This window comes from Sphingopyxis sp. TUF1, assembly GCF_036687315.1.
Taxonomy (GTDB): Bacteria; Pseudomonadota; Alphaproteobacteria; order Sphingomonadales; family Sphingomonadaceae; genus Sphingopyxis; species Sphingopyxis kveilinensis.
In genome coordinates, this window is record NZ_CP144683.1 from 967,709 (window position 1) to 991,087 (window position 23,379).

Below are 23,379 nucleotides of genomic sequence, written 5' to 3' on the forward strand. Positions count from 1 at the left end.
TTGTCTCTTTAAGGCGGGCGCGGCGATCTCCGGCTGGGCAATGTCGGCGAGGCAGCATCTGTGGCGCTCAGGCGCGTCGCCGCAAATGACAGCGCTTCGCTTGACTTTCCGGGCGACTCAGCCTAGTTGCGCAGCCATTCCGACAGCATGACCGGACGGCGAAGCGCAACGGCGCGTTCGTGGTCCGTTTTTTGCGTTGGAAAACAGACGCTTTGAGATGGGGACGTTTGCCAGCGCGCCCTGTGGAGCAGGAGAAAGAATCACATGGCACGTATCGCGGGCGTCAACCTGCCCACCAACAAGCGCGTGATCATCGCGCTCACCTATATCCACGGGATCGGCCGCAAGACCGCCGTCGACATCGCCGACAAGCTGGGCATCGACCACCAGCGCCGCGTTCAGGACCTTTCGGACGCCGAAGTCCTGCAGATCCGCGAGACGATCGACGCCGACCTGACGGTCGAGGGCGACCTTCGCCGCAACACGGCGATGAACATCAAGCGCCTGATGGACCTCGCCTGCTATCGCGGCCTGCGCCATCGCAAGGGCCTGCCGGTTCGCGGCCAGCGCACGCACACCAATGCGCGCACCCGCAAGGGCAAGGCCAAGCCGATCGCCGGCAAGAAGAAGTAAGTCGGTTTTCCCGCGCCGGTGGCCGCCCTTATGGCTGCGCCCTGGCTGCACTACGGATTTAGGTTAGGATTTCATCATGGCTCGTGAACCACAGCGCCTTCGTCGGCGCGAACGCAAGAATATCTCGTCGGGTGTGGCCCACGTCAACGCGACCTTCAACAACACGATGATCACCATCACCGACGCCCAGGGCAATGCCATTGCCTGGTCGAGCGCCGGCATGATGGGCTTCAAGGGCAGCCGCAAGTCGACCCCCTATGCGGCGCAGGTCTGCGCCGAAGACGCGGGCAAGAAGGCCGCCGAACACGGCGTCCGCACGCTGGAAGTCGAAGTCAAGGGCCCCGGCGCGGGCCGTGAATCGGCGCTGCGCGCGCTGCAGGCCGTCGGTTTCCACATCACGTCGATCCGCGACGTGACGCCGATCCCGCACAACGGCGTCCGCCCGGCCAAGCGCCGCCGCGTCTGACGTCTTTCCGGGCGCGCCCCAACACCGGGGCGCCGCCCGCACCATATCCTCGCTGGACCGATGGCCGACCCCCCATCCGTCCCGCCCAAAGCAAAGGGAAATCCATGACTGTCAATATCCGGAACTGGCAGGAATTGAAGAAGCCCAGCAACCTGGAAATCAAGGCCGGCGGCGACGGCAAGCGCAAGGCGACCTTCGTCGCCGAACCGCTCGAGCGCGGTTTCGGCCTGACGCTGGGCAACGCGCTGCGCCGCGTGCTGCTCTCGTCGCTCCAGGGTGCGGCGATCACGTCGATCAAGATCGAAAATGTGCTGCATGAGTTCAGCAGCCTTGCGGGCGTGCGCGAAGATGTCACCGACATCGTCCTCAACGTCAAGCAGATCGCGCTCAAGATGGAAGGCGAAGGTCCGAAGCGGCTCCAGCTTTCGGCGACCGGCCCCGCGACCGTCAAGGCCGGCGACATCATGGTGTCGGGCGACATCAAGGTGATGAACCCGAACCATGTCATCTGCCACCTCGACGACGGTGCGACGCTGAACATGGAACTCGTCGCCGACACCGGCAAGGGTTATGTCCCCGCGACCGCCAACCGTCCGGCCGATGCGCCCATCGGCCTGATCCCGGTCGACTCGCTCTATTCGCCCGTGCGTCAGGTCGCCTACAAGGTCGACAATGCCCGCATCGGGCAGGAACTGGACTATGACAAGCTGAACCTGACCGTCGAAACCGACGGCACGGTCACCCCGGAAGACGCCGTCGCTTACGCCGCGCGCATCCTCCAGGACCAGCTCCAGGTCTTTGTCCACTTCGAAGAAGCGATGAACGACGGCGGCCTGATCGGCATGGCAGCGCCCTCGACGACCGCCGACGAATCGGACGTCAACCAGCTCAACCGCTTCCTCCTGAAGAAGGTCGATGAGCTCGAACTGTCCGTCCGTTCGGCCAACTGCCTGAAGAACGACAATATCATCTATATCGGTGACCTCGTTCAGAAGACCGAAGCCGAAATGCTCCGCACGCCGAACTTCGGCCGCAAGTCCCTGAACGAAATTAAGGAAGTACTGTCGTCGATGGGTCTGCGCCTCGGCATGGACATCCCCGGCTGGCCGCCCGAGAATATCGAGGAAATGGCCAAGAAGCTCGAACAAGAGCTGCTGGGTTAAGGCACGTCGTCCCCGCGAAGGCGGGGGCCGCCTGCTTGCCTTGCGCTATGCCTCCAGCGGCCCCCGCGTTCGCGGGGGCGACGGGGCAGGGAATGGGTCGGCCCGCAATCGACCTGGCTTGGGGTACCTCACACGGCCCCTCTGACAAACGAAGGAAGAAATCATGCGTCATAAATCGGGTGGCCGGAAGCTGCAGCGCACGAGCGCGCACCGCACGGCGATGTTCCGCAACATGTCGGCCTCGCTCATCAAGCATGAGCAGATCACGACGACCGTCGCCAAGGCGAAGGAACTGCGTCCCTACGTCGAAAAGCTCGTCACGCTGGCGAAGCGCGGAGGCCTTGCCAACCGCCGCCTCGCGATGAGCCGCCTGATGGACGACGCCCAGCTCACCAAGCTGTTCGACGTGCTCGCCGACCGCTACAAGGACCGCAACGGCGGCTATACGCGCGTCATCAAGGCCGGCATCCGCGCATCGGACGCCGCGCCGATCGCGATCATCGAATTCGTCGATCGCGACGTCGATGCCAAGGGCCAGGATTCGGGCCCCGTCATGACCGACGAGGAACTGGAAGACGCGTAAGCCGCGCTTCCGGAATACAGGAACAAGGGCGGCGTCCAATGGGACGGCCGCCCTTTTTCTTTGGTGCAGCCGGCGGCTTTGGGGTGGTGAGCGGACCTTAAATCCTCCCTGTGGCGCAGCCATGGGGAGGTGGCAGCGCGAAGCGCTGACGGAGGGGCTTTAGCGCAACCGTTGCCGCCCCTCCACCACGCCCTTCGGGCGCGGTCCCCCTCCCCACCGCTTCGCGGCAGGGAGGATTTTATGTGCGAAATCGGTCGTTACCGGACTGCCACCGCGCCCAAAAAAAGGAAAACCGGCGCGGATTGCTCCGCGCCGGCTTCCCTCGGTTAACTTATGTGTGCGATGCGCGGCGCGTCAAGCGACGCGGCGCACCTCATTGCCTTCGTCGTCGATGTCACGAAGGACATAACCGCGGCCCCAGACCGTTTCGATATAATTTTCGCCACCGCAGGCGAGCGCAAGCTTCTTGCGGAGCTTGCAGATGAAAACGTCGATGATCTTCAATTCGGGTTCGTCCATCCCGCCATAAAGGTGGTTCAGGAACATTTCCTTGGTGAGCGTCGTGCCCTTGCGCAGGCTCAACAGCTCGAGCATCTGATATTCCTTGCCGGTCAGATGCACGCGGATGCTGTCGACCTCGACCGTCTTGGTGTCGAGATTGACCGCAAGCTTGCCCGTCTTGATGACGCTCTGGCTGTGCCCCTTCGACCGGCGGACAACCGCATGGATGCGAGCGACCAGCTCGTCGCGGTGGAACGGCTTGGTGACATAATCGTCGGCGCCGAAGCCGAACGAGCGCACCTTGCTGTCCATTTCCGAAATGCCCGACAGGATCAGCACCGGCGTCTGCACCTTGGCGGTGCGCAGCTTTTTCAGCACGTCATAACCGTGCATGTCGGGCAGGTTCAGGTCGAGCAGAATGATGTCGTAATCATAGAGCTTGCCCAGATCGAGGCCCTCTTCGCCCAGATCGGTCGTATAGACGTTGAAGCCTTCGGTCGTGAGCATCGTGTCGATCGCTTTCGCGGTCGTCGGCTCGTCCTCGATCAGCAGTACGCGCATTGGGCACCCCTTGACTGTTTCCACGATGATCCCGCGAACCGATCGCATGACCATCAAGGATGTCACCGACCAACCCCCGTTGCAGGACTGCCGGAACATTAACCATGAAAGCAATGAAGGGAAAAGGTTAATTTTGATTTAACCCGCAGGAATCCACGAGTCGCGCCTTATTTGCAACAGTCGCCCGCCGCGCTTTCACTCCTTGTGGAGCGTCGCATAGTGCTCGTTGGCACCGCTGCACGACAGTTTGAGCGTATCGACGAGATGGTCCGAAAAGGCGCGAACGCGCGCCGGACGCAGCCGCGAGGGCGGCGAAAGAAGGTGCAGGTGCGATTGCGGCAGCGACCATTCGGTCAGGATGGGCACCACCGTTCCAGCGGCAAGTTCGTCGGCCGCGATGAAATCGGGCAGCACCGCAATACCGCCGCCCGCGACGATCATCGGCACCATCACATCGCCATTGTTCGTAAACAGCGGGCCTGTCGGGAGCACGGTCGCCTCTTCTCCCTTGCGCGAGAAATGGAGCGGCATCGCGCGCTGGCGGTGACCATAACCGATGAGACGATGGCGCGCGAGGTCGAGCGGATGCCGGGGCGTGCCATGTTTCTCCAGATAGGCGGGGCTGGCAATCACCGACGCCGCGACGGGCGTGATGGTGCGGGCGAGCAGGCTGGAATCGGCGAGCGGCGCGATGCGCAGCGTAAGATCGATGCCCTCGGCAATCGGATCGTTGCGCGCGTCGCTGAGCAGCAGGTCGATCTCGACCGCGGGGTGGCGATCGAGAAAGGCCGCGAGTACAGGGCCCAGCACCTTGATCCCGAAACTCATCGGCGCCGCAAGACGGATCGGGCCGGCAAGGTCGTTCCGGTCGCCCCGCGCTGCCTCGGTCGCCGCGGTCGCCGCCGCGACCATCGCGCGCGCATCCTCGAGCAATCCCGCACCCACGGTCGACACTGCGACGACGCGCGAGCTGCGGTGGAGCAAGGTGATGCCGAGCGCAGTTTCGAGCCGCGTCACGGCCTTCGACACGCTCGCTTTCGAAAGGCCGAGCGCGGCAGCGGCGGCGGTGAAGCTGCCGCCGTCGGCGACGGCGACGAAGCAGGCCCAGCCTTCATAATCGGGAAGCGCCAACAACTATCTCCTACCCACTTGTTCGTCATTGCGAGGAGCCCCGAACGCGGCAATCTCCAGCTTTCGTCCATGCGCTAGGCCGATGGCAGGAGATTGCTTCGCTTCGCTCGCAATGACTACAATATGGAAACGATGGTTTTCCATCTATGCTATTTTAGAAACGATCCCAATTCCTATTTTGTCCTCAACAGATGAACGCCGCCGGGCACCCCGGCCCAGCGGCGCCAGAGAAAGGACAAGGCCATGATCGACATTCGCAAATTCGACACGCTGGGCCACGCCAACCATGTCTGGCTCGACGCCCGCCATCATTTTTCCTTCGCGAACTATCACGATCCCGACCGCATGGGCTGGGGCGCGCTGCGCGTGTGGAACGACGACCGGATCGCAGGGCAATCGGGTTTCCCCCCGCACCCGCACCGCGACATGGAAATCATCACCTATGTCCGCACAGGCGCGATCAGCCACCGCGATTCGATGGGCAACGCCGGCCGCACCGCCGCGGGCGATGTTCAGGTGATGAGCGCCGGGACCGGCGTGACGCACAGCGAGTTCAACCTTGAGGATGAGGAAACGACGCTGTTCCAGATCTGGATCATCCCCGATCAGGCGGGCGGCAATCCCGGATGGGGGGCACGGCAGTTCCCCAAGGCCGATCGGTCGGGCCAGTTCGTGACGCTGGCAAGCGGGATCGAAGGCGACACCGACGCGCTGCCGATTCGCGCCAATGCCCGCGTTGCCGCGGCGACGGTGAACGCCGGTGAGAGCGTCTCTTATGACCTCGAAGCCGGACGCCACGCCTATCTGGTCGCTGCCAAGGGCCGCATCCGCGTCAACGGCCACGACGCCGACCCCCGCGACGGCATTGCGCTGCGCGATGTCGGCACGATCGAGGTCGAGGCGATCGACGACGCCGAACTCGTCCTCGTCGACAGCCTGTAACGAAGCCCCGGGCCGCCGACGTCCCTCCCTGACGGCGGCCCCCGGTGCCGCGAGCTCCCCCCGGCTCGCGGCACCCCCTCCCCGCTTGAATCCAAGGAGCCATATGATGTCCAATATCCTTCGTATCGATGCCAGCGCCCGCACCAGCGGATCGACCACCCGCCAGCTGACGGACCAGCTCGTCGCCCGCCTTGTCGAACAGGGCTATGACGCAGCGGTAACCATCCGCGACCTCGCGGCCACCCCGCCGCCGCTACTGACCGAAAACTGGGTCGGCGCCAATTTCACCGCCGATACCGAACGCAGCGACGACCAGAAGGCGGTGCTGGCCAGCTCCGACGAGCTGATCGCCGAGCTGGAAACCGCCGACACGATCGTCATCGGCGTCCCCGTCTATAATTTCGCGATCCCGGCGGCGCTCAAGGCCTGGGTCGACCTGATCGCCCGCGCGCGGCGCACCTTCCGCTACACCGAAGCCGGTCCCGAAGGGCTGCTGAAAGGAAAGAAGGCTTATCTGGTCGTCGCGTCGGGCGGCGTGCCCGTCGGCAGCGACTATGATTTTGCGACAGGTTATCTGCGCCACGTCCTTGGCTTTGTCGGCATCACCGATGTCACGGTCATCGCCGCCGACCAGCAGATGATGGATGGCGAAGCGGTCGCGCGCGCGACCTCGGTAATCGAGGCGCTGAAAGAAGCAGCCTGATCGACCGCATGATGAAAAAGGGCGGCCGCGATGGCCGCCCTTTTTGATTGCCGCGGTGCGGCGAGCCTATTTGAGCTTGTCGCGGTTGGCGTAAAGCAACGCCGCGATCACCGCCGCCGAGCCGATGCCGATCCCTGCCGCGGCGGCCGTCTTCCAGCCGCGCTTTGCCTTGGCCGCTTCCGCATCAGCGGCCTCGGCGGCTTCGGCCGCCTCGCGCTGTTGCCGCAACTCGCGCGCGGCGCGCAGCACTTCATTTTCCTGGGCTTCGTCGTCGGCGGGCGGCGGGCTTTGGTCGGTCATCGTCGTGTCTGATCCTTGTCGTCAGGCGAGCGCCTGTTCGACAGGCACATAATCGGTTCCGATCGCTTCGGCTACCGCTTCGAACGTTACCTTGCCATTCCATACGTTCAGACCCTGCAAAAGATGCGGATCGCGGCGCAAGGCTTCTTGCCAGCCCAGGTCGGCGATGCGCAGCGCGTGCGGCAAAGTGACGTTGTTGAGCGCGTAGGTGCTGGTGCGCGCGACCGCACCCGGCATGTTCGCGACGGCATAATGGACAATGCCGTCGACGACATAGGTCGGATCGGCGTGCGTCGTCGCATGGCTGGTTTCGAAACAGCCCCCTTGGTCGATCGCAACATCGACGAGCACCGAGCCGGGACGCATCGTGCCGAGCATTTCGCGGCTGACCAGCTTGGGAGCCTCGGCGCCGGGAATCAGCACCGCGCCGATCACCAGATCGGCCTCGGCAACGCATTCGGCCAGATTCGCGCGGTTCGAGAAACGCGTCTTGGCGCGTGCCTCGAAAAAAGTGCCGACGCGTTCGAGCACTTCGGGGTCGCGGTCGAGGATGGTGACGTCGGCACCGAGCCCCGCCGCCATCTGCGCTGCGTTGAAGCCGACGACCCCGCCGCCGATCACGCAGATCTTGCCCGGCGCGACGCCGGGAACGCCGCCGAGCAGCACGCCGCGGCCGCCATGCGCCTTTTCGAGCGCAGTCGCGCCGGCCTGGATCGACATGCGGCCGGCAACCTGGCTCATCGGTTTGAGCAAAGGCAGGCCACCGTGCGGGCTGGTGACGGTTTCATAGGCGATGCACACCGCCCCAGATTTCATCAGGTCGCGCGTCTGGTCGGGGTCGGGCGCAAGGTGAAGATAAGTATAGAGGATCTGCCCTTCGCGCAGCATCGCGCGCTCGACGGGCTGCGGTTCCTTGACCTTCACGACCATGTCGCACCGGGCAAAAATCTCTTCTGCGGTCGGGACGATCTCGGCGCCCGCCTGTTCGTAGAAGCTGTCATGCGCCCCGATGCCCTCGCCCGCGCCGGTCTGCACCAGCACGCGGTGGCCGTGGACGACCAGCTCGCGCGCGCTTTCGGGGGTCAGCCCGACGCGATATTCGTGATTCTTGATTTCCTTGGGGGTGCCGATGATCATGGTCGCTCTCCAGATATGCTTGCCCGCAGCATAGCCGATGGCCGCGCGAAGCCTTCGGACAAGAATAACAGAATAGCCCCGCGAGGTGCTTGCATATGATCTCTCAATTTGCCACGAATGTGCAAGATTTTGGCGTCATTAGGGGATTTTACGCACAATGATCGATCGGATCGATCGAAAGCTGCTCCATCTGCTGCAGCGCGAGGGGCCAAAACCGGCGGCTGAACTGGGTGAGATTGTCGGGCTTTCGCCTTCAGCCTGCCATCGCCGCATCCGTGCTCTCGAGGCGGCCGGGATCATCACCGGCTATGCTGCACGCCTGTCGCCCGAACGCATCGGGCTGGGCCTCGACGTCTTCGTTGACATCAGCCTGACGTCGCAGAGCGAGGAGGCGCTGACCGCGTTCGAAAGCGCGGTCAAAAGTTTCGACGAGATATTGGAGTGCCAGCTGTTGTCGGGCGCCTCCGATTACCGGCTGCGCGTCGCGGCGCGCAGCGTTGCCGATTTCGATCGGCTGCACCGCCATTGCCTGTCGCGCCTGCCGGGCGTCGCGGCAATGCACAGCGCTTTTGCGTTGCGGACGATCAAGGCGTTTGAAGGCTATCCGGTGCCTGTGCCGGGTTAACCCTCAATTTACCGTTCTTGCCGCATATTCCGTTCACCAGTTTCATGGGACGCAAGCGGGCGGCAGACTCGCGCGGCTCGGGTCGACCAGGGATGGGATCATGGTGAAGGATAATCCGATTCATAAACAACAGATCGATCCGATTTTGATGTCGGACCGTTTTCCCTATTATGATCTCGACGGACGGCTGGCCGCAAACGCAGCGGAGATTCATGCGATCGTCGGAGGCCGCGAAGATGCCGTCGCGCGCGCCTATTGGGACGCCTTCAATGCGCTGCCCAATATGGAGCGCCGGATCGAAGGCGAACTTCACGAAAGCTATGTCCGCGGCAGCGCGCGTCACATCTGGGTCAAATATGCCGACGCGGCAGGCCAGGAGGCCGCGACGATCGCGTGTCAGAATACACACATGGCGCGTCGCGTAAAAATGCCGCTTGCGTCGGTGATGTCGTGCATCGCCGAAAGCGAGCGGCTGACGGTCGAATATATCGTCGAAGCCTGTATCGGTGACGCCGAGCGACTGACACGCCTTATCAGTGCGACCAATCGCCTCGCGCTGCTCGAATTCGACATCATGCAGCGCTATGCGACCAAGCTCGACCGGGCGTTGGTTTCCAGCGAACGGCAGACCCTCGCGGGTGATTTCGACCGCTCGATCGCATCGCTGGTCCAGGACACCGAAGGTGTGCGCGAGCAGCTCGCCAAACAGGCGGCGTCGGCCGACCAGGCGGCCAAAGGCATGATCGCCAAAACAAGCGAAGTCGCCGCGGCGTCCGAGCAATCGGCAATGGCGATGCGCGAAGCCGCCTCCACCGCCGCAGGACTGATCCGCGCGATCGAGGATGCGCGCAGCGAAGTCGAAGCATCGGCCAGTGTCGCAACGCGCGCGTCGGAACAGGCGGGCGAAGCGGTCGCCATGTCGGAAACATTGTCGCATCATGCCGAGTCCATCGAGTCTATCCTCGGCCTGATCCGCGAAATCGCGGGGCAGACCAACCTGCTTGCGCTCAATGCGACGATCGAAGCCGCCCGCGCGGGCGAATCTGGCCGCGGCTTTGCCGTCGTCGCGCAGGAAGTGAAGAGCCTGGCCAATGAAACTGCACGCGCGACCGACGACATCGCCGGCAAGATCGCCGCGATCCAGCAGGCGACGCGCGGGTCGGTGAACGCAAACCAGTCGATCCAGCAGACAATTGTCGAAGTGCAGCAGTCGGCGCAGCGCATCCGCGACGCGATGGATGCGCAGGCGCAGACGGTTACGTCAATCACCGCGGCGGTCGACGAAACCGCGCTGGCGGCTGACAGCATGTCGTCGACGATCGCGAGCATTCGCAACGATTCGGGCATGGTCGCGAGTGAAATCAGCGTGCTGAGCCAGGAATTCGCCAAGATGGGCGGCCGGTTGCAGCAGCTCGAACAGGCCGCGAGCGAGTTCAGCCGCCGGGTGGCGTGACGGGGCGATGCGTTCATTCATTCCGTTCGTGCTGAGCTTGTCGAAGCACCGTCCTTCTTCGTGCGATTCTTGAAGAAAAGGACAGCCCTTCGACAAGCTCAGGGCGAACGGATATTTTGTGCGCGGACTTTGCGCCGAGCGCGCAGCGCCGCTAAAGCCGCATCATGACCACCCACATCCTGATAACCGGCGCGAGCCGCGGCATCGGCGCAGCCATCGCCGAAGCGCTGACCACGGACACAACGAAAGTCGTCGCACTGTCGAGCGCCGACGGTGACCTCGCCGACTCCGCGACCCCAGACCGGTTGTGGCAGGCAAGCCTTGACCGGCTGGATGGGCACATCGACATCCTGGTCAACAACGCCGGGGTGTTCGAGGCGAACCCGATTGACGCGGCCGATGCCGATTGGCTCGCGAACTGGAACCGCACGATGCAGGTCAACCTGACCGCGAGCGCGCAGCTTTGCCGCCGCGCGGTGCTACACTGGCGGGAGCGCCAATCGGGCGGGCGCATCGTCAATATCGCGAGCCGCGCCGCCTATCGCGGCGACAGCCCGGCGCACTGGCATTATGCGGCGTCGAAAGCGGGGATGGTCGCGATGACCAAGACGATCGCGCGCGCTTATGCCAAGGACGGCATCCTGGCCTTTGCGATCTGCCCCGGCTTCACGATGACGGGCATGGCCGACGACTATATGGAGAGCCGCGGCGGCGACAAATTGCTCGCCGACATCCCGCTGGGCCGCGTCGCGATGCCGGGCGAGGTCGGCGAAATGGCCCGTTGGTGCGCGATGCAGGCGCCCGCGTCGATGACCGGCGCGGTGCTCGACGTCAATGGCGCCAGCTATGTCCGCTGAATGAGCTGGATCGTCTCCCTCCCCTGCACGCGCGCCGAGGCCGAAGCGCTGTCGGGCGAGATTCCCGCGCTCGATGCAATGCTCGAGGCACCCGTGGTGGTGACGCGCGAGATCGACGAGGATGCGGGGCACTGGCAGCTCGACGCCTATCTGGATGACAAGCCCACCGCGGCATTGCTGACGCTGCTCCAGTCGCTGGTCCCGAGCGCCAGCGGTCAAAAACCCGTCGTCGCGGAATTACCCGAAGAGGATTGGGTCACGCTCTCGCAGCAGGGGCTGGAGCCGGTACGGGCGGGGCGGTTCTTCGTCCACACGAGCAGTCATGCGGGCTATATTCCCGCGGGGACCACGCCCTTCGTAATCGACGCGAGCCAGGCGTTCGGCACCGGCGGGCACGACACCACCGCCGGCTGCCTGTCGATGCTCGACCGGCTCGCGCGCCGCGGGGCCGCCGCGCGCAACATCGCCGACATCGGCACGGGCACCGGGCTGCTCGCCTTTGCGGCGATGGCGTTATGGCCGCACGCGCGGGTGATTGCTTCGGACATCGACCCTGCAAGCATCTCCGTCACCCGCGACAATGCCGCGATCAACGGCGTGCCGCTGGGGCAGGGCGGCGGGCGGCTCGCGCTCGCGGTCGCGCCGGGGACCGACCATCCGGCGATCCGTCACCGCGCGCCTTATGACCTGATCATCGCGAACATCCTCGCCGGGCCGCTCATCACCCTTGCCCCCGACATCGCCGCGGCGACCGCGCCCGGCGGCCATGCGATCCTCGCCGGCCTGATCGCGCGGCAGATGGAACCAGTGCTCGCCGCCTATCGCGCGCAGGGGTTCCGGCTGACGGCGCGCGACGGCAGCGCGGAGTGGCCGTGCTTGCTGCTCGTCAAACGGCGCCGCTATGGCTGGCGGCGCAAGGAACGCGCGTGGCATCGCGCAAACCCGGCGGATGCGAGTTTCGGAAGCTGGTAGGCAGGTGTCCCTCCTCCGTTCGCCCTGAGCTTGTCGAAGGGCCGTTCTTCCTTTTGACGCCGAAGAAAAGGACGGTCCTTCGACAAGCTCAGGACGAACGGGAATGAAGGAAGCGCCTAGACTTTGCCCAGCGCATATTCCTGCGTTCCGCGCGTAATCACTTCGTCGCCCGGCAATATGTCGGCGATCGGGATCGGCGGCAGCGCGGCGTTCGCGGCGTACAGCGGCGCGAAGTCGGTGTTGACCGTCACGTCGAGCAGCTGATCGAGGCTGTCGATCACAAAGTAATTCTGCTGGAAATCGTCGATCCGGTAATCGGTGCGCATCACGCGCGCGAGGTCGAAGCCGATACGGTTCGGACTGTCGCTGTCGAGCGCAAAGACGCTTTCGGCGTAACTCGACACAATACCCGCGCCATAGATGCGCAGGTTGTCCGCTTCACGGATCAGGCCGAATTCGACTGTATACCAGTAAAGCCGTGCGAGCTGTTTCAGCGCGTCGAACTTCAGGCTGCGCAGGCCCCCTTCGCCATAGGCGACCATATAATCGGCGAACACCGGGTCGGCGAGCATCGGGACATGGCCGAACACGTCATGAAAAACGTCGGGTTCCTGCAGATAGTCGAGCTGGTCCGGCGTGCGGATGAAATTGCCCGCGGGAAAGCGGCGGTTCGCAAGATGATCAAAAAACACGTCGTCGGGCACCAGCCCCGGCACCGCCACGACCTGCCACCCCGTCGCCGCCATCAGCCGCGCGTTGAGTTCGCGGTAATCGGGGATCCCCGGCTTTTCGAGCTTGAGCACGTCGATGCCGCGCAAAAAAGCGTCGGCCGCGCGGCCGGGCAGCATGTCCGACTGGCGCGCGAACAGCCGGTCCCACATCGCATGTTCGTCGGCGGTGAAGGCGTCCCAATTTTGCGGAATGGTCCAGTCAGCCGCGGCACCCGGCGGCGGCGTCTGGTGGACGTGGGTAAACTGGCTTTCCATGGGCGGGCTTCTATCACAAATATGGTTTCAAGTGAAACTTTATTCGCCGATCGCAACCACCGACGTCGCGAGCCGATCGACCTCGGCGCGGTCGTGGCTGACGTAAAGAATGGGGAGTTTGAGGTCGTCGCGAATCCGCTCGATCACCGCCATGATGTCGCCGCGCCGCGCCGCGTCGAGCGACGCGAGCGGTTCGTCCATCAGCAGGATGTCGGGACCGGCGAGCAGCGCGCGGCCGATCGCGACCCGCTGCGCCTCGCCCCCCGAAAGGCTTTGCGGCCAGCGGTCGAGCAGATGCGCAATCCCCAGGAACCGAACCGCCTCGTCCATTGTCATCCAGCGGTGCGCGGGCGGCGCAAGATCGTGGCCGTAAACAAGGTTCGCGCGCACGCGCCTGTGTGGAAACAGCCGCCCGTCCTGAAAGACATAGCCGATGCGGCGCGCCTCGGGCGGCAGGTCGGTGTCCGCGTCGAACAAGGTGCGATCGCCGATGCGAATATGGCCGCGGTCGGGGCGCAGCAGCCCGGCAACCATGTCCAATATGCTCGTCTTCCCCGCGCCCGACGGGCCGAACAGCGCGGTCAGCCCGGGTCCGGCGGCGAAGCGCGCGGCGATGACGCAGTCGCCGCGCCGCTTTTCGACGTCGATCTCAATCGTCATGCGCGCGCCGTCCGACATGGCTTCGCCGCACCAGCCATTCGGAAGCGAGCAGCGCGCCGAGCGACAGCAGGACCGAGAGCAAGGCAAGCCGCGTGACCATCGCTTCGCCGCCGGGCACCTGCAACGCCGAATAGATGGCGAGCGGCAGCGTGCGCGTTTCGCCCGGAATGTTCGAGACGAAGGTAATCGTCGCGCCAAACTCGCCGATCGAGCGCGCGAAGCCGAGCACCAACGCGGCGAGGATGCCGGGCAGCGCGAGCGGCAGGCTGATCGTGCGAAAGGCATGCCAGCGTCCGGCGCCGAGCGTACGCGCCGCACCCTCCAGCCGCCGGTCGACCCCCTCGATCGACAGCCGCATTGCGCGCACCATCAGCGGCAGCGCCATGATCGCCGCAGCGAGCGCGGCGCCGGTCCAGCGGAACATCAGGGTCACCCCGAACCAGCGTTCGAGCCAGCCGCCGATCGGCCCCAGCGGACCAAAGGCGATGAGCAGCAGCCAGCCGCTGACGACCGGCGGCAACACCAGCGGCAGATGGACGAACGCGTCGACGAGCATCCGGCCGGGAAAACGATACCGCGCGAGCGCCCACGCGATGAAGAAAGCGAGCGGCAGCGTCGCGAGCACCGCCAGCGCGCCGACCTTGAGCGACAACGCGACGATCCCCCATTCTTCCGCCGACAGCATCACGGCGTCGAAAAGCCGTAGCGAGCAAAGATCGCGCGGCCCTGTCGGGACAGGAGGAAGGCGCGGAAGGCCGCGGCATCCTTGTGTCGCGACACCGCCAGCACCGCGACCGGATAACGGATCGGCGGATGGCTGGCCGCGGGAAAGATGCCAAGAACGCGCACCGCCTTCGACGCGCGCGCGTCGGTCGCATAGACGATGCCGAGCGGCGCGGCGCCGCGTTCGACCAGCGCGAGTGCCGCACGGACATTTTCGGCAGGCGCAACCTTAGCCGCCACACTGCGCCAGACGCCAAGATGCGTCAGAGCGGCCTTCGCGTAGCGGCCCGCGGGCACCGCGCCGGGGTCGGCGATAGCGAGACGGCCGGAGCCAAGTGCGCGGGCAAGCGGAAAACCGCGCGCCGGGGTGAGCCGGCCGGTGCTGCGCGCGGGGGCGATCAGCACCAGCCGATTGCCGAGCAGCGTCGCGCGCGTGCCTGCGCGCAGCCTCCCCGCTTTCGCGATGGCATCCATCCATGACGCATCGGCAGAGATGAACAGATCGGCGGGTGCGCCCGCAATGATCTGTCGCGCGAGCGCCGACGAAGCGGCAAAGGATAGCACGGGCCGGGGGTGTCCCTTCGCCGCCCAGGCGTTCGCGGCGTTAGTGAGCGATTCCTGAAGGCTCGCCGCTGCAAGCACCACCGGACCCCGCGCCTCGGCTGTCGCTGCCGTCAGCAGCAGGCCGACGAGCGCGACGATCAGATGGAGCAAGCGGAGCATAGCGTCCACTATAGGCGCGCCGGGCCTCTTGCCGCAACGCCAAGCCAGCGCGCCGCGCGCGGCAGCCGCGGCAACACCAGCCGCTCGACGAACCAGAGCAGGATCAGTGACGCGGCCAGCAGTGGCAGCAGCGCCGCGAGCAGCAAGACGATCGCCACGACGCCCTTGAGCCGCGCCGGATCGCGCGGGCGCGGCGGTGCGCCGAGCGTGTCGTCGGGACGCCGCCGCCGCCACATCAGAAAGCCCGACACGGCCAGCGTGAACAGCGCGAGCGCAGTCGCGACGCCGATCAGCTGGTTGACGCGGCCGAACAACTGCCCCTCGTGCCAAGCGATCCCGTAACCGACCGCGCGGTCGATGACATGTTTGTCGGCAAAACCGCTGCGCGCCACTTCGGCGCCCGTGGCGGGATCATAGCTGATCTTGCGCACCTGCGGCCGGTTCTGCGTCAGCGTCGTCAGCGTCCAGGTCGCGCCATTGGGCGGGCCGAAAAGATTGGGCGCACCCGGCGGCTGGACGATCGCCGGGGCGGGCATCCGTTCACTTGCCGCGCGCGCGGCGATGCGCGCGAGCGGAACCGCAGGCGGCGCATCGGCTGCGTGATCGGCGGCCGCCATCGCGCCATGATCGTGCGCGGCGTGCGGGTCTACGCCGCCGCCTTTCCAGTCCTGTGCGCCCGCAATCCAGCCCATTTCGGCGCGCACCGTCCGAAAGCTGCTCGCCCAGACGTCGGTCCACGGCAAAGCGGTGAGGAGCAGCACGAGCGCAAAGCCCGACACCCAGAACCCCGTTACCGCATGAAGATCGCGCAGTGCGGTGCGGCCACCCCGCGACAGGCGCGGCCACACCACCCCCGCGAGCCCGCGCCCCCGTGGCCACCACAGATAGAGTCCGGTCAGGATCATCACGATCGCCCAGCTCGCCGCGAGTTCGACGAGCAACCCGCCCGCACGCCCGATAAGCAGGCTGCCGTGGATTTTCGCAAGCCACGCCGAAATCCGCGCATCGGGATTGGCGCTGCCGATCACGCGGCCCTGCGGCGAGACGGCCACATCGCGCATCGTCCCGTTCGTCAGCCCCAGATGGACCACCGCGGCGTCGCCTGCCGCTTCAGGAAGGCGGTAATAATGAAAGCGCGCGCCCGGAAAATCGGCGAGCGCGGCCGCCACCTGCGCATCGGCCTCGACTGCGCCCGCGATCGGAAGCCCGCGCCACGCGCGCTCCTGCCATCGGTCGAGATCGGGCTTGAACAGATAGGCGGCGCCGGTCACCGACAGGATGAGGATGAAGGGGATGACGAACAACCCGGCATAGAAATGCCAGCGCCAGATCGTGCGATAGAGCGGAATGCGGGTGGTGTCGGTCATCCCCTTCGCCCCTGTCAGAAGCGTGCGCGAATGCCGGCCGATACGGCGCGGCGTTCGACCGGGTAATAGGTCGCCGAGGCGTCGGTCACGGTGATCGCCGCGCTGATGTCGCCGATCGCTTTCTTGCCCGTGATATTGCGCACGTCGACAAAGGCGTCGATGCCCTCGGCCACCCGCGCCCCGCCGGTCACGCCGATCAGCGCATATCCGGGCGTGCGGACCTGGTTGCGATAGTCGGCATAAGGGCCGTCGGGCACCCACTCGACGTTCGGCGCGATGTGCAGCGCGTCGGTGCCGATGCGCGCCTCGGTGCGGTAGACGTGGCGCGGCACCACCGGCAGACGGTTGTCGCCATAGTCGGCATCGTCGCGGAAACGGAAATTGCTGTAGGTATAAACCTGTCGCACCCGCAGCCATGCGGCCGGATTGAGCTCGAGCGCCGCCTCTATCCCTTCATGCCGCGTGCGCCCGGCGTTGAAGGTCGATGCCGGAATCGCCGGACCAACGCTATATTGCAGCAGCTCGCCCTTGATGTCGCTGCGATAGAGGGTGAAATCCCAGCTGACAGGTCCGGCGCGGCCGCGCGTGCCGATCTCTGCCGTCCAGGCGCGCTGCGGATCGAGTGCGACGAAGCTCGCAATCTGCGCCAGTTCGGCAAACCCGGGAAACTCGACCGAGCGGCTGTAGTTGGCATAGATTTGTGTCCCCGCGACAGGCTCGAACAACAGGCCTAGTTTGGGCGAGAAGGCGTCGAAATCGGCGCGCCCGACGGTGCCGTTTTGCGCCGGCGTGGCGGCATTGAAATTGATTGTCTGCCTGCGCTTTCCGTCGGCGTAGATGCCGCCCGCGATCACCGACAATCCGGCCATCGGCTTCACGCGCACTTCGCCGTAAAGATTGGCCGCGCGCGCCTCGAGATCGGAATTGAACCGCACCGCGCCGCGCTTGCCCGCCAGATTGACGAAGCGTTTGGACCGGATGTCGCCGACGCGCAGTTCACCGCCCAGCGTCGCCTCGATCATGTCGCCCGTATAATCGAAACGGAAATAGCCGCCGCGATCGACGCCCTCCTGATCGATGACTTCAAAGATCGGATGATAGAGCGATTTCACGTTAAGGAAGGCGCCGACATCGAGCGTCATTGCACCCCAGTCGAAACGCGTGCGATTTTGCAAACGCAGCGAGTCGACGTCGCGCGCATGGTCGTTCGCGATACTGTTCGGATTGGCCATGCGCGGCGTCGTCAGCGCCTGCGCCCGGGTCAGGATGCTCGGGATTTCCTGATTCACATTGTTGAAGCTGACATAAACCCGCGAGGACATTACATCACTGAACTGCATCCCGACATTGCCGCGAAAGCGGAAGCTCCGCCGTTTCGCATGATCGCGGTCGCCGTCCGACGTGTCGGCGCTCACCGCGCCCCATGCGTCGACCACGCGGCCCTCAACCCCCGCTGAAACCAGCCCGCGATAGCTGTCGAAGCTGCTAACGTCGCCGCGCAGGTAAAAACCCTCGGCTGTCCGCCCGGTGGGCGTCACCCCATTCACCGCGCCGCCCAGCGTCCCCGACCCGAACCGCAGCGCATTAGATCCCCGATAGACTTCCAGATGGTCGAAGAAGATCGGTTCGAGCTCTTGGAAATCGCCGTTATCGTCGGCAAGATTGATCGGCACGCCGTCCTGCAACAGCGTGAGGCCGCGCATGTGAAAGCCGCGCGACAGTCCCGATCCGCGGATCGAAATGCGCACCTCCTGCCCATAGCGCGGCTGGAGATAGACGCCGGGCGAATAGGCGAGCGTATCGCGCAGGCTGACAATCGATTTATCCGCATAATCCTGATGGCTGACCACATCGGCGCCGCCCGCGGTTTTTTGGACCCGAGCTTCGGCGTCGTTGGTCAGTGCCGGGGCGGTGATGATGATTATCGAATCGTCTTCGGCTTCGGCGGCCTGCACCGCGGCAGGGACAAGTGAGAGGACGAGCGCCAGCAGAGGCGCCGCCCGATAGGCGTGAAGTGTCATGATGATGTCTTTCGCGTGAAATCAGCAAAGCGCCGCGCACTTGCGCGGCCGGCTATTTGATCCGTTTCAGGCGAAAGCAGGGGGTCCGGTACTCGGCGGCAGCGGCGAAGCGATGCCGGGCGCAAAGCCCAGCGATCGCACCGTGACCGGCGCCGGCGCCGCAACCATCGGCGCAGAAAGCAACACGGGTTCATCGGGGACGATGGGCGCATTGGCGAGCGCACCCCACGGGCAATGCTGCTGCCCCCCGGTGCTGTCGTGCTCGCCAGCCTTTTCGATCGGTATCGTCATCGTCGCGCCGGGATTTGCCGGGTCCGAACAGATGCGCACGGTGATCGACCCCGACGCATCGCTTTCGACCATCCAGCCGGGAGCGACAAGCATCCGCGCTGCGAGCGCGAGCAACACTGGCAACAGCAGGAGGATGCCGGGACGGCGAAAGGCGGCGAGCAGGCTCACGCCGCGCGCCTTATGGCGCGCCCGCACGGCTGGCAAGGGGACAAAGTGACACACCCGTTGTGGGAAATCCTCCCTGTGGCGAAGCCATGGGGAGGTGGCAGCGGCATAGCCACTGACGGAGGGGCGATGGCGCCACCGTCGCAGCCCCTCCACCACCGCCTATGGCGGCGGTCCCCCTCCCCATCGCTTCGCGACAGGGAGGATATTCAGCCCGCCGCCGCGACGATCGCCGCCCATTCGGCTTCGTCGATCACGCGGATGCCCAGCGCCGCCGCCTGCTTGAGCTTCGATCCCGCGCCGGGGCCGGCGACGACGAGGTCCGTCTTGGCGCTCACACTGCCCGCGGCCTTGGCGCCCAGCGCCTCGGCCTGCGCCTTGGCTTCATCACGGCTCATCGTCTCCAGCTTGCCGGTGAAGACGACGGTCTTGCCCGATACTTCGCTGTCGCGCGTTTCGACCACATAGGGCGGTGGCGACACTTCGGAGAGCAGATCGTCCCACAATGCGCGATTATGCGGTTCGTGGAAAAAATCGCCGAGCGCTTCGGCGACCGCGGGGCCGATACCGTCGGCGCGTACCTCGAGAATCGCCTTGATCGCGTCGAGCCGGCGCGACGCATATTTGCCGTCGGATTCGCCCTCGCTGCGTGGATTCGCTTCGACCCACGCTTGGAGTTCGGCGGCCTTTTCGGGGAGCCGCGCGATGTCGCCAAGGCCCTTCAACAGATCGCGCGCGGTCACCGCACCGACATGGCGAATGCCAAGCCCGAAGAGCAGGCGCGCCGCGTCGGGTTGCCGCTTCGCCTCGATCGCCGCGAGCAGATTGTCGACCGACTTTTCCTTCCACCCCTCGCGCCCGAGCAGTTCGGCACGATGGTTTTTCAGGCGGAAGATGTCAGCCGGTCCCTTGTCGAGCCAGCCGAGCTCCAGAAATTCGGCGATGCTCTTTTCGCCCAGCCCTTCGATGTCGAGCGCGCCGCGGCTCACGAAGTGGCGAAGCCGCTCGAACTTTTGCGCATTGCAGATGAGCCCGCCGGTGCAGCGAACATCGACCTCGCCCTCTTCGGCCACCGCCTCGCTGCCGCACACGGGGCAATGATCGGGAAAGACATAGGGTTCGCGCGGCGCGTCGCGGGTCAGATTTTCAACCACCTGCGGGATCACGTCTCCCGCGCGCTGGACGACGATGCGGTCGCCCGGCCGCACGCCGAGGCGCGCGATCTCGTCGCGGTTGTGCAGCGTGACGTTCGATACGACCACGCCGCCGACGGTGACAGGGGTGAGGCGTCCGACCGGGGTCAGCTTCCCCGTGCGCCCGACCTGAATGTGGATCGCCTCCAGCGTCGTCTGCGCGCGTTCGGCGGGAAATTTATGCGCGATCGCCCAGCGCGGCGCCTTGGCGACGAAGCCCAGCCGTCCCTGCCAGTCGAGCCGGTCGACCTTGTAGACAACGCCGTCGATGTCATAGGGCAGCTCGGCCCGCTCGGCCTCGATCATCCGGTAATGGTCCAGCAGGTCGGCAACCCCATCGCAGCGCCGCAGCAGCGGCGACACGGGCACCCCCCAGCTTTCGATCGCCTTCATCACCCCATATTGCGTGTCGGCGGGCAGCGCGCTGATCTCGCCCCAGCCGTGCGCGAGGAAGCGTAGCGGGCGCGACGCGGTGACATTCGCATCCTTTTGCCGAAGCGAGCCCGCGGCGGCGTTGCGTGGGTTGGCGAACTGGCGCGCCTTTTCGGGATCCTCGGCCTCGGCGAGCAGCCGCGCGTTCAGCGACGCAAAGTCGGCCTTCGCCATATAGACCTCGCCGCGGATCTCGAAAATGTCGGGCACATCGCCCGCCAGCTTGTCCGGAATGTCGGCAATCGTCCGCACGTTCGGCGTGACATCCTCGCCCACTGTCCCGTCGCCGCGCGTCGCCGCCTGCACCAGCACGCCCTTTTCATACCGCAGCGAACAGGACAGGCCGTCGATCTTGTCCTCCGCGGTAAACGCGACCGCCTCGCCTTCGCCAAGGTTCAGGAAGCGCCGCACGCGCGCGGCGAACTCCTCGATGTCCTCGGCCGCAAAGCCATTGTCGAGGCTCATCATCCGCTGCGCGTGCGTCACTTTCGCAAGCGGTGACGCCTCGACCGCGGCGCCGATCAGCCGGTTGGGGCTGTCGGCGCGGATCAGGTGCGGAAAGGCTTCCTCCAACGCATTGTTGCGGCGGACGAGCGCGTCATAATCGGCGTCCGAAATCTCCGGGCTGTCCTCGGCATGATAGAGCCGGTTGTGATGCGCGATCTGTTTTGCAAGCCGCATCAACTCATTCGCGGCTTCGGCTTCGCTCAGCGATTCGACGTCCTTCATGCGGGCGCTTTTGCCACCGGCACGAATTCGGCGCGAGTGCCGAATCCGGCAATCAACGGTCGCCCCTTCGCAATCGCCGCCTGAACGCCGGGCAATTGCAGCGACGCTGCGTGCGCAGCCTTGTCGGTCCACAGTTCGACGATCCAGATCGCATCGGGATTGGCGGCATCCTCGCCCACCAGATAGGCGAAATTGCCCGGCATCGCCTCCGTCCCCTCGGCCAGGATCGCGGCGAGCGCGGCGCGTTGTCCCGGCTTGGCGATCATCTGGCCGATCAGGCCATAGTGCGGCTGAGCTTCTTCCATCCTTGCCTCCAATGCGCGGAGTTTCGTCGCGGGCAGCAACATCGACGCCGTCGCCAGCATCGCGGCCAGATGCGCGCGCCGGTCCATCATTTCGCAATCACCAGCACATGCACCTGCCGCCGGAGGCGAAAGCCCAGCGATTCATAGAGCGCGATCGCGCCCGCATTGTCGGCATAGCTGTGCAGGAACGGCGTTTCGCCGCGCGCGACCATCGCGCGCATGACATGACCGATCAGCGCACGCGCCAAGCCGCGCCCGCGGCAATCGGCCCAGGTCGCAACACCGCTGACCTCCGCCATGCCGGGCATCAGCATCCGTTGGCCCGCCATCGCAAGCAGGCGGCCATCCTCACGCACGCCGAAAAAGGGGCCGTAGCGGTGGGTCGCCGGTCCCCACGGCCCGGGCCTGGCATGATCGGCAAGCGCCGCCATTTCGGGCGCATCCGAATCGTGCAAAGCGATGATAGGCGGTTCACCGTCGCGCGCCGCCGGCGGCGGCCCTTCGGCAACCATCTGTGCCAGCACCGCGCGCTTCACCTCACGCACGCCCGGCGGCACCGGCCAGGGATCGCCCTCGACTATCCAGAGTTCGCCGTCATCGGGCACGAGCGCGGCTAGCGCCGCCTGCGCCTCGGCCCCCGTATCGGCGGCGACCCCGAACACGCCATAACCGCGGTCGATCCGCAGCGCGCGCGCATCGCCCTGCGCCAGATGCGCCTGCCGTCCCGTGAGCATCGACCAGACGGGACGATCGAGGGGGTGGGATGTCATGTTGGCCAATATATCTTCGTCAGTGGCAAGAGGCGACGACCCTCTTCGTCCAACTTATCATATTGCTCAATGAGAGCCCGCGCGAGTTCGTCCAGTTCCATAAGGTGAGTCACGGTGGAGGCTCTTTCGCCCTCGTATCGCGCCTCGCGCGTGAAGCCGCCCGTGCTCACGTAAAGGCCGCGATCGTCGGGATGGCGACCGCCCAAGAAACTCCTGATTTCCTGCGAACCCATTTGCCCGCGACGATGCTTGACCTCTACTACAATGCGAGGCCGCTCGAAACCGAAGCCGTCCTTCGATGCAATTATGTCTTTCCCGCGATCCGGTCCGGCAGGCGAGACCGTTGTTCGATAGCCCAGCGCACGAAGCAGGGAGGCAACGACTTCCTGCATATCGTCCCAAGCGAGTGCGAGCAGGCGATCCTTAACGCGTTCGATGGCCTGATCTGCCAGACCTTCGAACGGATCGGCTGCCTCGTCCGCGTCCTCCGCCAAATCTGTCGGCGTCATCGGAATATTTTCAAGACCGGCGGCCAGGTTGCGAAGTTCTTGGGTCGCGGACGGAGCTACTTTGAACAAGGTCAGGATTGCACCAAGCCGCCCCCGCGCCGCATCGGACAATTTATCACGCGACACCGACGATTGCCATTCCACCGATCTTTGAACGGGCAGCAACTCGATTTGATCGGGAGCAAAAGCGGGCTCTCCTGTGACGACCCCCAGATGATACAGTCGGTTACGAGGATCATAGGTCATGACGGGGTCGCCGACACGCACCTCGGTCAAAAAGCGCCAAATCTGTCCAGCGCTGACGCGTTTCTGTTGTTCGCTATTCTCCGGGTAAGCTTCAGCAATTCGGTTCAGAACTTCCTCAAAACTACGTGCCCGAGAATAATCGCCAGCTTCACGCCAGCCGATTGCTACGACATTTCTGGTTAAAAAGTCTTCCGCGAGCGCACTCCGCCGTCCCGCATTCACTTTCCACACA

At 65.1% G+C, this 23,379-nt stretch carries 25 protein-coding genes; 10 read left to right on the top strand and 15 right to left on the bottom strand.

What is annotated here, in order from left to right; translation table 11 throughout:
- The first annotated feature begins 264 nt into the window (after nucleotides 1–264).
- The 4 genes from rpsM (at nucleotide 265) to rplQ (ending at nucleotide 2,845) form a co-directional block, all read left to right on the top strand.
- The gene (gene rpsM, locus VSX77_RS04580) at nucleotides 265–633 is read left to right on the top strand and encodes a 30S ribosomal protein S13 (RefSeq protein WP_338426481.1); all 369 of its coding nucleotides are present in this window, start codon (nucleotides 265–267) and stop codon (nucleotides 631–633) included.
- Between the two features lie 76 nt (nucleotides 634–709).
- Nucleotides 710–1,099 carry a 30S ribosomal protein S11 gene (gene rpsK / locus VSX77_RS04585; RefSeq protein WP_003040416.1) on the top strand — a complete coding sequence of 130 codons (390 nt, stop codon included), beginning with the start codon at nucleotides 710–712 and terminating at the stop codon, nucleotides 1,097–1,099.
- A 104-nt stretch (nucleotides 1,100–1,203) separates the two neighbouring features.
- On the top strand, nucleotides 1,204–2,262 hold the full coding sequence (locus VSX77_RS04590; RefSeq protein ID WP_338426482.1) for a DNA-directed RNA polymerase subunit alpha: 1,059 nt from the start codon (nucleotides 1,204–1,206) through the stop codon (nucleotides 2,260–2,262).
- Between the two features lie 163 nt (nucleotides 2,263–2,425).
- The gene (gene rplQ / locus VSX77_RS04595; RefSeq protein WP_338426483.1) at nucleotides 2,426–2,845 is read left to right on the top strand and encodes a 50S ribosomal protein L17; all 420 of its coding nucleotides are present in this window, start codon (nucleotides 2,426–2,428) and stop codon (nucleotides 2,843–2,845) included.
- A gap of 354 nt (nucleotides 2,846–3,199) precedes the next feature.
- On the opposite strand, the gene ctrA is transcribed toward rplQ, so the two are convergent.
- Entirely contained in the window at nucleotides 3,200–3,907 is a 708-nt protein-coding gene (gene ctrA, locus VSX77_RS04600) for a response regulator transcription factor CtrA (RefSeq protein WP_037557325.1), read from the bottom strand.
- A gap of 195 nt (nucleotides 3,908–4,102) precedes the next feature.
- Nucleotides 4,103–5,038 (bottom strand): LysR family transcriptional regulator, encoded by a 936-nt coding sequence (locus VSX77_RS04605; protein ID WP_338426484.1) that lies wholly within the window; start codon nucleotides 5,036–5,038, stop codon nucleotides 4,103–4,105.
- A 243-nt stretch (nucleotides 5,039–5,281) separates the two neighbouring features.
- On the opposite strand from VSX77_RS04605, the gene VSX77_RS04610 reads away from it, so the two are divergent.
- Both VSX77_RS04610 and VSX77_RS04615 read left to right on the top strand, forming a co-directional pair.
- Nucleotides 5,282–5,980, top strand: a complete 699-nt coding sequence (locus tag VSX77_RS04610; RefSeq protein WP_338426485.1) for a pirin family protein — start codon at nucleotides 5,282–5,284, stop codon at nucleotides 5,978–5,980.
- Between the two features lie 106 nt (nucleotides 5,981–6,086).
- Entirely contained in the window at nucleotides 6,087–6,683 is a 597-nt protein-coding gene (locus tag VSX77_RS04615; protein WP_338426486.1) for an FMN-dependent NADH-azoreductase, read from the top strand.
- A 66-nt stretch (nucleotides 6,684–6,749) separates the two neighbouring features.
- Here the strand turns inward: VSX77_RS04615 and VSX77_RS04620 are convergent, their stop codons facing one another.
- Nucleotides 6,750–6,983 (bottom strand): hypothetical protein, encoded by a 234-nt coding sequence (locus tag VSX77_RS04620; protein ID WP_338426487.1) that lies wholly within the window; start codon nucleotides 6,981–6,983, stop codon nucleotides 6,750–6,752.
- A gap of 21 nt (nucleotides 6,984–7,004) precedes the next feature.
- Nucleotides 7,005–8,120, bottom strand: coding sequence for an alanine dehydrogenase (gene ald, locus VSX77_RS04625; protein WP_338426488.1), 1,116 nt, complete (start codon nucleotides 8,118–8,120; stop codon nucleotides 7,005–7,007).
- 157 nt (nucleotides 8,121–8,277) lie between these two features.
- On the opposite strand from ald, the gene VSX77_RS04630 reads away from it, so the two are divergent.
- The 4 genes from VSX77_RS04630 (at nucleotide 8,278) to VSX77_RS04645 (ending at nucleotide 12,027) form a co-directional block, all read left to right on the top strand.
- Nucleotides 8,278–8,745, top strand: a complete 468-nt coding sequence (locus VSX77_RS04630) for an Lrp/AsnC family transcriptional regulator (RefSeq protein ID WP_338426489.1) — start codon at nucleotides 8,278–8,280, stop codon at nucleotides 8,743–8,745.
- Between the two features lie 100 nt (nucleotides 8,746–8,845).
- Nucleotides 8,846–10,198 (top strand): methyl-accepting chemotaxis protein, encoded by a 1,353-nt coding sequence (locus tag VSX77_RS04635; RefSeq protein ID WP_338426490.1) that lies wholly within the window; start codon nucleotides 8,846–8,848, stop codon nucleotides 10,196–10,198.
- 164 nt (nucleotides 10,199–10,362) lie between these two features.
- Nucleotides 10,363–11,055: an SDR family NAD(P)-dependent oxidoreductase gene (locus VSX77_RS04640; RefSeq protein WP_338426491.1), complete on the top strand. Its 693-nt coding sequence runs from the start codon at nucleotides 10,363–10,365 to the stop codon at nucleotides 11,053–11,055.
- Nucleotides 11,056–12,027 carry a 50S ribosomal protein L11 methyltransferase gene (locus VSX77_RS04645; RefSeq protein WP_338426492.1) on the top strand — a complete coding sequence of 324 codons (972 nt, stop codon included), beginning with the start codon at nucleotides 11,056–11,058 and terminating at the stop codon, nucleotides 12,025–12,027. It abuts the gene before it with no gap.
- 116 nt (nucleotides 12,028–12,143) lie between these two features.
- Here VSX77_RS04645 and phhA read toward each other — a convergent pair whose 3' ends face one another.
- From phhA to VSX77_RS04700, 11 genes are all read right to left on the bottom strand, one after another.
- On the bottom strand, nucleotides 12,144–13,013 hold the full coding sequence (phhA, locus tag VSX77_RS04650) for a phenylalanine 4-monooxygenase (RefSeq protein ID WP_338426493.1): 870 nt from the start codon (nucleotides 13,011–13,013) through the stop codon (nucleotides 12,144–12,146).
- Between the two features lie 39 nt (nucleotides 13,014–13,052).
- The gene (locus VSX77_RS04655; RefSeq protein ID WP_338426494.1) at nucleotides 13,053–13,673 is read right to left on the bottom strand and encodes a molybdenum ABC transporter ATP-binding protein; all 621 of its coding nucleotides are present in this window, start codon (nucleotides 13,671–13,673) and stop codon (nucleotides 13,053–13,055) included.
- Entirely contained in the window at nucleotides 13,663–14,358 is a 696-nt protein-coding gene (gene modB / locus VSX77_RS04660) for a molybdate ABC transporter permease subunit (protein ID WP_338426495.1), read from the bottom strand. Before modB ends, VSX77_RS04655 begins: the two co-directional genes overlap by 11 nt.
- On the bottom strand, nucleotides 14,358–15,119 hold the full coding sequence (modA, locus tag VSX77_RS04665) for a molybdate ABC transporter substrate-binding protein (protein WP_338426496.1): 762 nt from the start codon (nucleotides 15,117–15,119) through the stop codon (nucleotides 14,358–14,360). Before modA ends, modB begins: the two co-directional genes overlap by 1 nt.
- An 8-nt stretch (nucleotides 15,120–15,127) precedes the next feature.
- The gene (locus tag VSX77_RS04670; RefSeq protein ID WP_338426497.1) at nucleotides 15,128–16,486 is read right to left on the bottom strand and encodes a PepSY-associated TM helix domain-containing protein; all 1,359 of its coding nucleotides are present in this window, start codon (nucleotides 16,484–16,486) and stop codon (nucleotides 15,128–15,130) included.
- Nucleotides 16,487–16,500: 14 nt separating this feature from the next.
- On the bottom strand, nucleotides 16,501–18,507 hold the full coding sequence (locus VSX77_RS04675; protein ID WP_338426498.1) for a TonB-dependent receptor family protein: 2,007 nt from the start codon (nucleotides 18,505–18,507) through the stop codon (nucleotides 16,501–16,503).
- Nucleotides 18,508–18,573: 66 nt separating this feature from the next.
- Nucleotides 18,574–18,966, bottom strand: coding sequence for a hypothetical protein (locus tag VSX77_RS04680; RefSeq protein WP_338426499.1), 393 nt, complete (start codon nucleotides 18,964–18,966; stop codon nucleotides 18,574–18,576).
- A 206-nt stretch (nucleotides 18,967–19,172) separates the two neighbouring features.
- Nucleotides 19,173–21,317 carry an NAD-dependent DNA ligase LigA gene (ligA, locus tag VSX77_RS04685; RefSeq protein WP_338426500.1) on the bottom strand — a complete coding sequence of 715 codons (2,145 nt, stop codon included), beginning with the start codon at nucleotides 21,315–21,317 and terminating at the stop codon, nucleotides 19,173–19,175.
- Nucleotides 21,314–21,712 (bottom strand): putative quinol monooxygenase, encoded by a 399-nt coding sequence (locus tag VSX77_RS04690; protein ID WP_422397286.1) that lies wholly within the window; start codon nucleotides 21,710–21,712, stop codon nucleotides 21,314–21,316. Before VSX77_RS04690 ends, ligA begins: the two co-directional genes overlap by 4 nt.
- Complete coding sequence (locus tag VSX77_RS04695; RefSeq protein WP_338426501.1) at nucleotides 21,709–22,392, bottom strand: GNAT family N-acetyltransferase; 684 nt, start codon at nucleotides 22,390–22,392, stop codon at nucleotides 21,709–21,711. The genes VSX77_RS04690 and VSX77_RS04695 overlap by 4 nt, the downstream gene beginning before the upstream one ends.
- Complete coding sequence (locus VSX77_RS04700; protein ID WP_338426502.1) at nucleotides 22,389–23,378, bottom strand: restriction endonuclease; 990 nt, start codon at nucleotides 23,376–23,378, stop codon at nucleotides 22,389–22,391. Before VSX77_RS04700 ends, VSX77_RS04695 begins: the two co-directional genes overlap by 4 nt.
- Nucleotide 23,379: the final 1 nt, after the last annotated feature.